The organism is Salinibacterium sp. SWN139, assembly GCF_015864625.1.
In the GTDB taxonomy this organism is placed as follows: domain Bacteria; phylum Actinomycetota; class Actinomycetes; order Actinomycetales; family Microbacteriaceae; genus Rhodoglobus.
The window spans coordinates 205873-219321 of sequence record NZ_JADYWV010000002.1 but is presented as its reverse complement, the minus strand read 5'-3'; the positions used below and the strand labels follow the sequence as shown (position 1 = coordinate 219321).

The 13449-nt window shown below is 62.6% G+C and carries 13 protein-coding genes; 4 read left to right on the top strand and 9 right to left on the bottom strand.

Annotated features, from left to right (window positions below; translation table 11 throughout):
* Positions 1-15: 15 nt before the first annotated feature.
* The 7 genes from I6E74_RS06150 to ffh all read right to left on the bottom strand — a co-directional run bounded on the left by I6E74_RS06150 (position 16) and on the right by ffh (position 5347).
* Positions 16-627 carry a hypothetical protein gene (locus tag I6E74_RS06150; protein WP_197124002.1) on the bottom strand — a complete coding sequence of 204 codons (612 nt, stop codon included), beginning with the start codon at positions 625-627 and terminating at the stop codon, positions 16-18.
* A gap of 44 nt (positions 628-671) precedes the next feature.
* Positions 672-1358, bottom strand: a complete 687-nt coding sequence (gene trmD / locus I6E74_RS06145; protein WP_197124000.1) for a tRNA (guanosine(37)-N1)-methyltransferase TrmD — start codon at positions 1356-1358, stop codon at positions 672-674.
* Positions 1359-1374: 16 nt separating this feature from the next.
* Positions 1375-1983 (bottom strand): ribosome maturation factor RimM, encoded by a 609-nt coding sequence (gene rimM / locus I6E74_RS06140; protein WP_197123998.1) that lies wholly within the window; start codon positions 1981-1983, stop codon positions 1375-1377.
* 48 nt (positions 1984-2031) lie between these two features.
* On the bottom strand, positions 2032-2268 hold the full coding sequence (locus I6E74_RS06135; protein WP_010203243.1) for an RNA-binding protein: 237 nt from the start codon (positions 2266-2268) through the stop codon (positions 2032-2034).
* 3 nt (positions 2269-2271) lie between these two features.
* Entirely contained in the window at positions 2272-2721 is a 450-nt protein-coding gene (gene rpsP / locus I6E74_RS06130) for a 30S ribosomal protein S16 (protein ID WP_197123996.1), read from the bottom strand.
* Between the two features lie 194 nt (positions 2722-2915).
* Positions 2916-3698, bottom strand: coding sequence for an LLM class F420-dependent oxidoreductase (locus I6E74_RS06125; protein WP_197123994.1), 783 nt, complete (start codon positions 3696-3698; stop codon positions 2916-2918).
* Positions 3699-3778: 80 nt separating this feature from the next.
* Positions 3779-5347, bottom strand: a complete 1569-nt coding sequence (gene ffh / locus I6E74_RS06120) for a signal recognition particle protein (RefSeq protein WP_197123992.1) — start codon at positions 5345-5347, stop codon at positions 3779-3781.
* A gap of 77 nt (positions 5348-5424) precedes the next feature.
* Here ffh and I6E74_RS06115 point away from each other — a divergent pair, with 77 nt between their 5' ends.
* Positions 5425-6306 (top strand): LLM class flavin-dependent oxidoreductase, encoded by an 882-nt coding sequence (locus I6E74_RS06115; protein WP_197123990.1) that lies wholly within the window; start codon positions 5425-5427, stop codon positions 6304-6306.
* A gap of 56 nt (positions 6307-6362) precedes the next feature.
* The gene (locus I6E74_RS06110; RefSeq protein WP_197123988.1) at positions 6363-6884 is read left to right on the top strand and encodes a gamma carbonic anhydrase family protein; all 522 of its coding nucleotides are present in this window, start codon (positions 6363-6365) and stop codon (positions 6882-6884) included.
* A gap of 52 nt (positions 6885-6936) precedes the next feature.
* Here I6E74_RS06110 and ftsY read toward each other — a convergent pair whose 3' ends face one another.
* A complete protein-coding gene (gene ftsY, locus I6E74_RS06105) occupies positions 6937-7806 on the bottom strand; it encodes a signal recognition particle-docking protein FtsY (protein ID WP_197123986.1) in 870 nt (289 codons plus the stop codon).
* 55 nt (positions 7807-7861) lie between these two features.
* On the opposite strand from ftsY, the gene I6E74_RS06100 reads away from it, so the two are divergent.
* A complete protein-coding gene (locus I6E74_RS06100) occupies positions 7862-8425 on the top strand; it encodes a histidine phosphatase family protein (RefSeq protein WP_197123984.1) in 564 nt (187 codons plus the stop codon).
* Between the two features lie 64 nt (positions 8426-8489).
* On the opposite strand, the gene smc is transcribed toward I6E74_RS06100, so the two are convergent.
* Positions 8490-12122 (bottom strand): chromosome segregation protein SMC, encoded by a 3633-nt coding sequence (smc, locus tag I6E74_RS06095; RefSeq protein ID WP_197123982.1) that lies wholly within the window; start codon positions 12120-12122, stop codon positions 8490-8492.
* Between the two features lie 242 nt (positions 12123-12364).
* On the opposite strand from smc, the gene I6E74_RS06090 reads away from it, so the two are divergent.
* Positions 12365-13435 carry a GNAT family N-acetyltransferase gene (locus tag I6E74_RS06090; RefSeq protein WP_197123980.1) on the top strand — a complete coding sequence of 357 codons (1071 nt, stop codon included), beginning with the start codon at positions 12365-12367 and terminating at the stop codon, positions 13433-13435.
* Positions 13436-13449 lie beyond the last annotated feature (14 nt).

The following is a 13449-nucleotide window of genomic DNA, read 5'->3' as shown; positions in this document are numbered from 1 at the left end:
CGCTAGCCGGCAGCCCTAGCTTTGGGTGCCGACGCGACGCTCGAGCTGAATCGGCGCAACCGTGCTGGTGTAGTCCCAGCTGCCCTCGCTGTTGGTTCCTGCCTTCGGAATAGCAAACAGCACGTCGTAAGTGGTCGGAGCCGAGCATCCGACCGCTGACGGGTTGGTTTCGTGGCCGACGCGCAGGCTATCGGGCTGCGGGAGCACCCAAACGGCGATGAGTTCGCACGACGCCACCTCAGCGGTGATGACGATGTCTGCTCCGCCGAGCGTCGCCGCCAACTCGCCCCGAGCCTGCACGACTTCGGCGTCAGTGGCGTCGACAAGCACGTCAACGGCCGGCCACGCATCCACCGACACCGCAGACTGCGCGTAACCATCCGGGAGCGGGCTCGCGGTGAGATCGGCGATCGTGACGTCGTCGACGGTCATCCGTCGGGTGGTGAGTGTCGAGTCGCTCGATTCACCGGCGCCGCCTTCGGAGCTCGCCGTTGAAGCTGGTGCTGGCGTCGCGGCATCCGCCGACGACGAGTCTGAAGAGTCAACGTCAGTCGCGGTGCAACCAGCTAGCAAAGCAACTGCGGCAATCGCTGCGAAAAAGGAGCCGGGCATCAGTCTGAGCGTCATGGCTCCATGCTTACACAGGGGGCTGAGACGCGAAGAAAGTTGTACTACTCCGCGTCGGGCAAGAGATCGGGGCGAACGCGCTTGGTGCGCTCAACCTGCTGCGCATGACGCCAATCGGCAATTGCCTTGTGGTTGCCGCTGAGCAACACCGGAGGTACAGCACGCTCACGCCACGTCGATGGCTTGGTGTAGCTGGGGTATTCGAGGAGGCCCTGTTCGTGGCTCTCCTCCGTCAGACTTTCAGGGTTACCGATCACGCCTGGCACGAGACGGCCAATCGCCTCGATCATCGCCATCGTGGCAACTTCTCCGCCATTGAGCACGTAATCGCCGAGACTGATCTCACGAACCCGAACAGTGGATGCCGCGTAGTCGATCACTCGCTGATCGATGCCCTCATAGCGACCGCACGTGAAGACGAGATGCTTCTCGAGCGCCAACTCGCGGGCTGCAGCCTGCGTGAACGGAACGCCGGCAGGCGTGGGAACGATCACTACCGTTTCGGGCGTGAGAACGGCATCCAGCGCTTCTCCCCACGGCTCGGGGCGCATGACCATGCCAGCGCCACCACCGTACGGAGTGTCATCGACAGTGCGATGACGATCGTGGGTGTAGTCGCGCAGGTCGTGCACACCCAACTCGATGATTCCCCGCTCGCGAGCCTTGCCCAGGAGAGAAATATCGAGCACCCCGAAGAAATCGGGGAAGATCGTCACGATGTCGATGCGCACGCGGTGACCTTCGCTACTAGTCGCACTCGGGCGCGTCAGCCTCGTCAGAAGCTGCGCTCGGCGTCTCTTTTTCGACCGTTTCTGCGACCGCTTCTGTGGGCTCTTCGGATGCGTCTTCCGCAATCTCCTCGAAGAGTCCGGGAGGTGGAGTAACCACCATCTCGCCCGCGTCAATGTCGACGCTAGCCACGATGGACTTCACGAAGGGAACCAGAACGTCACCGTTGTCGGTAGTGACCGTCAGCAGGTCTTGCCCGGGGAAATGATCTACCTGAGCGAGAGTGCCGACCTTTTTACCGTCACGGATAACGGTGAGGCCGATCAGCTGGTGGTTGAACCACGCGTCTTCTTCTGGCGCTTCGTTGGGATCGTGATCGATCCACAGAATTGCCTTAACGAGCTTCTCAGCGGCACTGCGGTCAGGAACGCCCTTAAAGAACGCGACCGGTTGTGCGTTGAACCACTTGAGCTCAATGAGCTCCAGTGTCTTGCCATGCCAGGCCGAACTTGTCGGCACTTGCAGAGAAAACACGGCGCCCGGAACGAAACGACGTTCCGGGGCATCCGTGTACATCTCTACTTTGACGGCTCCCTTAAGCCCGTGAGCCTTCGTCAGACGCCCCACTCGCAGCTGTGTGCGACCTTCTCGGGGAATCTTTACTTCGCCCACTGCTTAGAAGTCAGTGTCGACGACGTCGACACGAACCTTGCGACCATCGGCAAGTGCCGTGATCAGCGTTCGCAGTGCTTTCGCGGTGCGACCAGAGCGACCGATTACGCGGCCAAGATCTTCTGGGTGCACGCGAACCTCGAGGAGTTCGCCGCGTTGCGTGTTCTTTGCAACGACCTGAACGTCTTCGGGGTGATCGACGATGCCTTTAACGAGGTGTTCGAGCGCGGGAGCGAGCAATTGCTAAGCCTTGTCTGCGTCAGCGGCAGGTGCTTCAGCAGGAGCCTCGTCAGCGACGGGAGCTTCTGCAGCAGGTGCCTCTTCAGCCTTAGGCTCAGCCTTCTCAGCCTTGGGCTTGAGAACAGGCTTCTTCTTCTCGTCAGCCTGGAACTCTGCCTTGGCTTCCTTGACCTTGACGGTGCTTACAGCGTTCTTGTCACCCTTGAACTGGCCCCAGTCGCCGGTCAGCTTGAGGATTGCCTCAACCTGCGGGCTAGGCTGCGCGCCAACGCTCAACCAGTACTGTGCACGCTCGGACTCGACCTCGATGAACGAGGGCTCCTCGGTGGGGTGGTACTTTCCGATTTCTTCGATGACACGACCATCGCGCTTCTTGCGCGCGTCGGCAACGACGATGCGGTAGTAGGGTGCACGGATCTTGCCCATGCGCTTCAAACGAATCTTTACAGCCACAATTCTCCTGATTTAAATGTTATTGGTGGCGAACCGCTAGCCGTGAGCGTGGGGGCACACTCGGCAGAAAAGCTCTAGTGGATTCCATCCGGGCCTGATTAGAGGGTCGGGCTACGGAGGACTCAACCGCCTATTCTGCCAGAGTTTTGATGGCTTGGGGAACCGATCGCCAATAAAGCCCCAAAGAGGTGCCTTTAGCCGTTCTGAGAGTCACGCCACGAAAGCCACTGCTTGGTGGTCGTGAGGTCGTAATCAGGTCCGGTAATACCGAGCGTGAAGAGGGTGATGCCCTGCTCGCGCATGCTGTCAGCATCTTCAACGCTCTTCTCGCGCAACTCATTCGAGAGCTCAATCTCGTTGATGTCGCGGCCGACGGTTTCGCAGTGGCCGGCAAGCACCTCGAGCTTGTGCACCAACTCCTCGCCCGTGGCGAAGCTGTGCCAGATGTCGGCGTGCTTGGCGACAAGCTTGAGAGTCTTCTTCACTCCCCCACCACCGATAAGAACAGGGATCTTGCGTGTGGGCGGCGGGTTGAGCTTCTGCCAGCGCGACTCGATGCGCGGCAGTGCTTCAGCAAGAGCATCCAACCGCGAGCCGGCCGTGCCGAACTCGTAGCCGTACTCCTGGTAGTCGCGCTCGAACCAGCCAGAGCCTGTACCGAAGATGAAGCGGCCACCACTGATGTGGTCGAGGGTGCGAGCCATGTCGGCCTGCAGATCGGGGTTGCGGTAGCTATTGCAGTTCACGAGCGTGCCGAATTCGACGCGGCTCGTCATCTCAGCCCACGATGCCAGCTCGGTCCACGCTTCAAAGTGCAGCCCGTCGGGCTCGCCGTAGAGCGGGAAGAAGTGATCCCAGTTGAAGAGAACGTCAACACCCAGCTGTTCAAGCTCTTTTACGCGGTCACGAATGACCGAATATTCGGCGTGCTGAGGTTGAAGCTGAACGGCAATACGAACGGGGCGGCTCTGTGTCATAGCTCCACAATATCCCCTCCCGCACACACCCAGAAGAGTGGTTCGCCACCGACGCCGGAGGCCTCAACAACTATCGCGGACTAGCGCCCGAGAAACTTCTGCAGGCTCTCCAGCTCTTCAGGTGAGGGCCCACCAGCGGCAGGCTTTGATCCACCAAGGCCGAACCCGGAACCGGACGGTGCTGACGGTTCGACAGTGCCCTGAGCGCGCGCCGCATCCTCAGCAGCACGCTTGGCGGGGTTGCCAGACTTGGAACCCTTTTTCTTCTGGTTCTTTCGCGCATTGGCTGACTTGCCGCCATGTCCGCCGGGGATTGGGCCCATGCCGGGAATCTGAGGCGTGCCACCCTTGGCGACAGTCTTCATCATCTTCGCGGCCTGCTCGAAGCGATTCACGAGCGCGTTCACCTCGGTGACAGTCGTTCCCGAACCGCGCGCAATACGCACGCGGCGCGAACCATTGAGGAGCTTCGGCGTGGTGCGCTCCTGCTTTGTCATCGACTGGATGATGGCCTCAGTGCGCGTGATCTCCGACTCATCGAAGTTGTCGAGCTGCTCGCGCATGCCCTTCGCACCGGGAAGCATGCCAAGCATGCTCTTGATCGAGCCCATGTTCTTGAGCTGCTGCATCTGCTGCAGAAAGTCATCAAGAGTGAACGAGTCTGTCGCAAACTTTTCGGCAACCTTGCGCGACTCTTCTTCGTCGAAGGTTTTCTGCGCCGTCTCGATGAGGGTGAGGATGTCACCGAGGTCGAGGATGCGGCTCGCCATACGGTCGGGGTGGAACGGCTCGAAGTCGCCAAGACCTTCACCCGTCGACGCGAACATGATCGGACGACCGGTGATGGAGGCAACGGACAGCGCTGCACCACCGCGAGCGTCACCATCGAGCTTGGTGAGCACTACACCCGTGAAGTCCACGGCCTCTTGGAAGGCGCGAGCGGTCTTGACGGCGTCTTGACCGATCATCGCGTCAATAACGAAGAGCACTTCGTCAGGGTCGACAGCCTTACGGATGTTCGCTGCCTGCTTCATCAGCTCGGCATCCACACCCAAACGACCAGCGGTGTCAATGATCACAACATCGTGCTGCTTGTCTTTGGCAAACTTCATCGCTTGCTTGGAGACCTTGACCGGGTCACCCTTGCCATTGCCCGGTTCGGGAGCGAAGACGGCGACGCCAGCCTGCTCGGCAACAACCTGCAACTGGGTGACAGCGTTCGGGCGCTGGAGGTCAGCGGCGACCAACAGCGGCGTGTGGCCGTCAGCTGCGAGCCACTTCGCGAGCTTTCCGGCGAGGGTCGTCTTACCGGCACCCTGCAGACCCGCGAGCATGATGACCGTCGGCGGGTTCTTCGCGAACTCGATGCGGCGAGCCTCGCCACCCAGAATCGTGACGAGCTCGTCGTTGACGATCTGTACCACCTGCTGGGCCGGATTCAACGCCGCAGAAACCTCGTGACCGAGCGCACGTTCGCGAACGCGACCCGTGAACTCCTTGACGACCTCGAGCGCGACGTCAGCATCGAGGAGGGCACGGCGAATCTCGCGAACGGTGCCATCGACATCCGCCTCGCTGAGCTTGCCCTTGCCGCGCAGGTTTTTGAAGGTATCCGCGAGGCGGTCGGTGAGATTTCCAAAAGTGGCCATGATGCCACCAGTTTAAGGTGTCTTTGGCCGTGCTGCGACCCCACAACGCCGACCGAGGCTCCGAGTAGGGTGAGAACGTGAGACACGGCATCGTCATACTCCCCCAACAGCCTTGGGCTGAAGCCAAGCATCGCTGGATTCAGGCAGAGGAACTCGGCTTCGATCACGCATGGATTTACGACCATCTGTCGTGGCGATCTCTCTCCGACGAGCAGTGGTACGCCACCATTCCCACGCTCACGGCCGCCGCGAGCGTCACGAGCCGCATCGGGCTCGGTACCTTTGTTGCCTCGCCCAACTACCGGCATCCGGTTCCCTTCGCCAAAGAACTCGCGACACTCGATGATGTGAGCGCTGGCCGTTTTCTGCTCGGGGTCGGCTCGGGCGGCACCGGATTCGACGCGACTGTGCTCGGCCAAGACGAGCTCACTCCGCGCCAACGTCATGCCCGCTTCGAAGAATTCGTGCGCGGACTCGACGAGCTGTTGCGCTTCGAAGACCCCGGCAGCGGCGGCATCAGCTTTAGCGGTGACTGGTTCACTGCCGTCAACGCTCGGATGGTCGGGGCACCTGCCCAACGACCACGCATGCCCTTCGTGGTCGCCGCCGAAGGCCCCCGCGGCCTGCGCTTGACCGCCGAACTGGCTGACGGCTGGCTCACTCTCGGCCGCACCGCCGACACCCTCGACGAGTGGTGGCAGATTGTCGCCGACACCGCCGCGCGCATGGATGACGCCCTCGAGAAGGCCGGCCGAGCATCCGCGACCCTCGATCGCTACCTCAACCTGGATGGTGCGCCCCAGTTCAGTCTGGAGAGCGTCGACACGTGGGAAGACGCCGTCGGTCGCGCTGACGCGCTCGGATTCACCGACGTGATCGGGCACTGGCCCCGCGCCGACGGCATCTACGCCGGCAAAGAAAGTGTCATGGTCGAGATCGCTTCGCGATTCTCGCGCTAATGGCTTCTCTCTCCGGTTGCTTCTCGCAGCGGCAGCTCTCGCGCTAACTTAGAGACATGACTGCTCTTATCGTGACTCTCGCCGGACAAACCCCCTCCGTCGCCGACAGCGCCTTCGTTGCGCCCAACGCCACCCTCATCGGCAATGTCACCTTGGCCGAGCGCGTCGGCATCTTCTACGGTGCAGTACTGCGCGGCGACACCGACGCCATCACGATCGGCGAAGGCTCGAACCTGCAAGACAACGTCTCGGTGCACTGCGATGAGGGAATCCCCACCACCGTCGGTTCCGGAGTGAGCGTCGGTCACGGCGCTGTGCTGCACGGCTGCACCGTCGAAGACGACTGCCTCATCGGCATGAGCGCGACCGTGCTCAACGGTGCGGTGATCGGAACCGGATCGCTCGTTGCCGCTGGCGCCGTCGTTCTCGAAGGCACCATCATCCCGCCCGGCTCGCTCGTGGCCGGAGTGCCCGCCAAGGTTCGCCGCGAACTCAGCGACGAAGAGAAGGCGGGCGTTCGCGAGAATGCCGCTCACTACCTCGAGCTCTCTGCGGCGCACAAAGCGGCCAGCAACTAGCGCGAGGCGCCTACCCGTCGAGCCTGGGGGGCCGGCAACGAGCAATTAGCAGCTAGCCGACGAGGCCCTGCACGAATACGTGGGGCGTGAAACCGGTGAGGTCGTTGATGCCCTCGCCCTGCCCAACGAGCTTGATCGGGATGCCCGTGCGCTCCTGAACGGCGAGCACGAAGCCACCCTTGGCTGAGCCGTCAAGTTTCGTAATGACGAGGCCGGTGACCCCGGCGTGCTTAATAAACGCTTCTGCTTGAGCGACACCGTTTTGGCCGGTTGTCGCGTCAAGCACGAGCAACACTTCAGCGATCTCCGTCTGCTTTTCGACAACGCGACGGATCTTGCCAAGCTCATCCATCAGACCGCTCTTGGTTTGCAAACGACCAGCGGTGTCGATGATCGCGATGTCGATGCCCTCGCGCTGAGCGCGCTCGACCGTCTGGAAGGCGACGGATGCCGGATCTTGGCCTTGCTGCTGGGGGCGCACGATCGATGCTCCGCCACGCTCGGCCCACGTCGCCAGCTGCTCAACGGCAGCGGCACGGAACGTGTCAGCCGCGCCCACGACCACCGTGCGGCCATGGCCCACGAGGAACTTGGTGAACTTGCCAATCGTGGTGGTCTTTCCGACTCCATTGACGCCGACGACCAGCACGACCGCAGGGCGGGCGCTGAGAGTGAGAGTCGGGTCGAGGCGAGCGAGACGCTCCTCGAGAGTTTCGCGCAGCATCCGCTTCAGGTCTGTAGGGTCGTCAGTTTTAAAACGCGCGACACTTGCTCGTAGCTCGTCGATGACCGACTCGGTGATGTCGGGGCCGAAGTCGGCCGAGATCATTGCGTCTTCGAGATCGCTCCACGTCTCTGCGTCGATCGTGTCGCGCGCGAACATAGATTTGAGTGCGCCCGAAAGCGACCAGGATGCTGCCATGACTACAGGTTAAGGCAGGTTCATGCTGCTTCCCTAACCGCGCTAGGGTTTTTGAATGCTCTCATTGATTCGCCATGGCCAAACCGACTGGAACGCTGCCGGACGCATGCAAGGTTCCAGCGACATTCCCCTCAACGACACCGGTCGCGAGCAGGCGCGAGAGGCCGTCGAGGTATTGCGGGGCTCCGAGTGGGACGTCATCGTCAGCTCTCCCCTGCAGCGAGCTCGCGAAACTGCCCAGATCATCGCCGACGGTTTGGGCCTCGAGCTCGGTCGCAGCTACGACCTGCTCATCGAGCGCAACTATGGTGAAGGTGAAGGCCTCACCAAAGCCGAAATCGATGAGCGCTGGCCCAACAGTCCTGTGTACCCCGGTCTGGAATCGCTGCACAACGTGGTGGAGCGCGGCATCGCTGCCCTCAACGAGGTCACGCTCGACTACCCCGGTAAGAAAGTAATCATCGTCTGCCACGGCACGATCATTCGCTACACACTGTCTGAGCTGGCTGGGCGTGACTTCGATCAGATCGTCAACGGTTCCGTTTCCACCGTCGAAAAGCTGCACAGCGGCTGGTGCGTGCACACGGTGAACGGCGAGCCGCTCAAGCGCATCGACTAGGTCGCGGCTGTTCGGCCGCACGCCAAGACCCGATGCCAGGAGTCGCGACCGCTAGTGCCGGCTGCTAACTCGCGTCGGCCGTCGCCGTCTCCTTGGCGACGCGCTGGCCCACCACGGCGCTGATGCCGTCGGCGCGCATGCTGACGCCGTAGAGAGCATCCGCAATCTCCATCGTGCGCTTTTGGTGCGTGATCACGATGAGCTGACTGGTTTGACGCAGGTCTTCGAAGATCGCGAGCAAGCGCCCGAGGTTGGCATCGTCGAGCGCCGCCTCGACCTCATCCATGATGTAGAACGGGCTGGGGCGTGCCTTGAAGATCGCGATGAGCAGCGCGACTGCGGCCAGCGATCGCTCACCACCGCTCAGCAGCGACAGCCGTTCGATCTTCTTACCGGCAGGCTTGACCGTGACCTCGATACCGGTGGTGAGCAGGTCATCCGGGTTAGTCAGGAAAATGCTGCCGGTGCCGCCCGGGAACAGCACGGGGAAGACATCGTTGAACGCGTTTTTGGTGTCCTCGAAGGCACTAGCGAAGATCGTCTGCATCTTGCCATCGAGTTCTTCGATGATCGTCAGCAGGTCCTTGCGGGTGTTCGTGAGGTCGGTGAGCTGCTCGGTCAAGAACTTGTGGCGCTGCTCGAGCGCATCGAACTCTTCGAGAGCGAGCGGGTTGACCCGGCCAAGGCGCGCCAGTTTGCGTTCGGCCTTCTGCAGGCGAACCTCTTGTTCGGCTCGTACAAAGGGGCGACCGGATGCCATGGGCTCAGCGTTGTCGTCTGGCTCAGCTGCTGCGGGGCTCGAGTCGGCTTCGGTGGCGGCCGTGTTCTTTCCGGCCTGCGCCACTGCGGCGTCCTCCGACGCTTCGTCGTTCACGCGGTCGTCGGGAACGGGCACCGCGGGCCCATATTCCGCCACGAGTACGTCTTCGACGAGACCTAGCTCTTCGCCCGAGCGTTCGAGGAGACTGGAGAGATGCAGCTTCTTTTCGTAAATCTGCATTTCGAGACCGTGGACGCTTTCGCTGACCGCCGAGAGGCGTTCACGCAGTGCCGATTCTTCGCGGCGCAGGGTGGAGAGTTCTTCGTTCTGGGCTGAGCGCGCCGCTTCCTTCGAGGCGAGAACAACGCGCGCCTCAGAGAGCGAACGATCAACCGAGTCGAGCACCGCGGGAAGCATCTCTACGACCTTGGTCGCCGAGGCGATCTGACGTTGACGAATAACGGCCAGTCGCGCCTGCTCTTGGGCTGCTTCGCGCTCGCGCACCAGCTGGGCTGCCAGCTGTTCGGCGCGGGCACGCTCGGCGCGCACTCGCTCGCGGATGGTCTCCATCCGAATACGCAGCTCAACTTCGTGGGCCCGCGCGGCATCCACTTCGGCCAGCATCGGTTCGCGTTCGGAGACGTCGAGCATGGGGCGCGGAGCCGCCTGGTACTTGTCGGCGGCAGTCTGGGCGCGCGTCACTTCGGTGGTGGCGTCGGCCACGGCTTCTTCGGCAACATCGACGGCGCGGGCCAGACGGTCGCACTCGGCTTGCGCCGCTTCGGCTTGGATGCGGTGGCGACCGAGCAACTCGGATTGCGCGGCAAGCTGGGCGTCGTATTCGCGCAGAGTCACGAGGGCTTGTTCAGCATCCGTCTTCGCGGAGGTCAACTCGCGGCGCTTCTCGTCGAGCTCGAAGCTCGTGCGCTCAATCTGGGTCGTGACGACACCGAGTTTGTCGGCGGCGGCATCCCGCTCGGCGACGAGCTCGAGGCGCGAACGCTTGGCGCCAGAGCCTCCGCGCAGCACGAACTGTGTGAGCACGTCGCCGTCGCGCGTCACGAAGGTGAGGTCGGCGGAGTTCGACAACGAGCCGTAGGCGGCGCGAGCAGCCTCGAGATCGTCGGCAATGAGCACGTGAGTGAGGAGACCGTGAACGCCATCAGGAGCGGTCACCACGTCGGTGGCGGGAACGGTGCCGGCTGCCGTTCCGAGGGATACAGTCTGCTTCGCGGCGTTGGCCACAACCACTTCGACGCGACCGAAATCGCGCGAAGCAGACTCGGCCAGCGCATCAATGGCCGAATCGCGGTCATCGGCAAGCACGGCATCCGCAAGGGTGCCGAGAGCGGCTGCGATGGCCGCTTCGTAGCCGGGCGTGATCTTTACATGCTCGGCAACGAGACCGCGGATGCCCGAAAGCTTGGCCGCGACGAGAGCGCTGGAGCCGTCCTTCTGGTCGACCGCGAGGGATAGCGCCGAGTTGCGGGCGGCCAAAGCATCGCGCTCGCGCTCGGAGGTGTGAAGGGCTTCGCGGAGGGCTTCGATCTCCGCCTGAACACTCGAAACCGTGGCTTCGGCGGCCTCATAGGCGGTGTCGAGCGAGCCGTCGCTTTCGACAGTCGAATTGCTGGCCTGGGTCTCGAGCGCTTCGAATTCAACCTGGGCTGCTTCGCGACGCGACTGGGCTTCGGCGAGCGCCTGCTGCTGACGAACAAGTTCGCCCTGGGCTGCGGTCAGAGTGGAGGTGGCGACTTCAACGCGAGCGGTGAGCCCAGCGCTCTCCAACTCGTGACGGGAAACGAGCGCGCTCTGCGCGGCAATTTCTTCGTCGAGCGAGTCGAGCGCAGCCTTCGCTGTCGCGGTTGCGGCAGCGGCTGCGGCGACGGCCTTCTCCGCATCCTCAACACCGGTCGCAAGTTCATCAGCGCCGGCCTTAACTTCGTCGACAAGAGTTTGGCTGACGCTATTGCTGGAGACGGGCGCATCGCTCTGCTGGCCGAGCAACGACAGTCGCTGGTTCGCGAGCGTGTAGAGACTGCGCAGACGTTCTTGCACCGACTCGAGGCCGAAAGCTACGCGGCGGGCTTCGTCTACTTCGCCACCGACTTGGGCTTGTTCGAGGCGGGCTTCGCGCAATTTGTTCTGGTCGAGCTGCTCTTGTAGCACGATGCGCTGCGTCTTGCGTTCGCTCTCGCTGCGGCTGAAGTCGTTGATGCTCGAGCGCAGTTCAACAACCTCGTCGGCAAGGAGGCGGGCGCGGGCATCCCGCACGATCGAGGCAATCGAGGCCGCTTCTTTCGCGATCTCAGCCTGCTGGCCGAGAGGCTTGAGCTGACGACGGATCTCCCCCGCCAAGTCAGAGAGGCGCGTGAGGTTCGCTTGCATCGCGTCGAGCTTGCGCAGCGTCTTCTCTTTGCGTCGACGGTGCTTGAGGATGCCGGCCGCTTCTTCGATGAAGCCGCGACGGTCTTCGGGGCTGGCATGCAGCACCGCATCGAGCTGACCCTGGCCAACGATGACGTGCATTTCGCGGCCGAGACCGGAGTCGCTCAGGAGTTCTTGAACGTCGAGCAGGCGGCACGAAGTGCCGTTGATCGCGTATTCGCTGCCGCCATTGCGGAACAGGGTGCGGCTGATAGTGACTTCGCTGTATTCAATCGGCAGCGCGCCATCCGCGTTATCGATCGTGAGGATAACCTCGGCACGACCCAGCGGCCCCTTGGTGGCGGTTCCGGCAAAGATGACGTCTTCCATCTTGCCGCCGCGCAAGGTTTTGGCACCCTGCTCGCCCATGACCCAGGCGAGAGCATCCACCACATTCGACTTGCCCGAACCATTGGGGCCGACGACACACGTCACACCCTGTTCGAACGCAAAAGTGGTCGGTTGAGCGAACGACTTGAACCCTTTGAGGGTCAAACTCTTGAGGTACACGTCACCGCCCGGTCGTTGCTGGTCTCAGCGTTGGTCAAATCTCTGACCAAGTTGCTGGTCAGAACCTTGCTATACGGTACCGGATGCGCGGGGTTGCACCGTTCTGCCGCGCAGGTGTCGCGCTGCGCCCGGCCGTCGATGTCACTAGGCGCACACTGGCCACGCCTCTAGCGCGCTACGAACTCGCGGCGTATTCTGGTCGGCTACCTCCGTAGCGCTTACCCCCGCAGATTGGTGCGCTCATGTCAGAGATTGAGATTACGACCCTCGAGATTCCCCTCGCCCTCTCCCTCGATGGGTCGGATGACTTCACCGCGGCAACCGCGTTGCGCAATGAGACCGACGAGATATTGCAGCGTTACCCCGAGCTGGCGCACGACCCGCATGTCTCCCTCGCAGCCTGGCAGCCCAGCGCCTTCGAAGACCGGCGGATGCTCGTCGCCCGCGATCGCGGACGCATCGTGGGCCGCGGCGACCACAGCACCAACGTCGGCGAGGAGGCAGACACAGCGTGGATCGAAGCGTACGTGCATCCGGACTATCGGCGCCGCGGTATTGGGGCCCGCCTTCTCGCCGAGCTTGAAACGATTGCGGCGGATGCGGGCAAGCGCAAAGTTCACGTCTACGTCTCAAGCGTGCCCACTGATGGCGCGCTACTGGACTCCCCCACCGGCTTTGGCGCCGTTCCTCGCGACGGTGACGGCACCCAGTTTCTGCAGTCGCAGCAGTACAGCTTCGAGCAGGTTGAGCGCGTGAGCCGGCTCCCCCTCCCCGTCCCTGGGCTGCACTCCCTCGTCGACGACGCCATCACGCGGTGTAGCCGCGACTATGCCGTGCACGAGTGGGTGGGGCTGTGCCCAGAACCGTGGCGCGACGACCTCGCGCTCCTCTACACACGCATGAGTACCGACGAACCCAGCGCGGGGCTTGAGCCTCCCGAAGATATCTGGACCGCAGAACGAGTGGTCGACCACGACGAGCGTGAGCTCGCGAGCGGGGTGACGGGCGTCTATGCCGCGATCGAACACGTCGCGTCGGGAGAGCTAGTGGCGTACACCGCGCTCACCGCGCCCGAGCAGACCGAGCGCGCGGTACTCCAAGACGCCACGATTGTACTCAGCGAGCACCGCGGTCACCGCCTTGGCACCCTTCTGAAGGTTCTGAACTTGGCGCACCTCGAACGGGTCGCTCCCGGGCATCCCTCGGTCATCACCTACAACGCCGAAGAGAACCGTCACATGCTGTCGGTCAACGAAGCCGTCGGCTTCGTGCCGATTGGGTACGAAGGCGCGTGGAAGAAAGAGTTGCGCTAGCGCGGTGCAGCGCC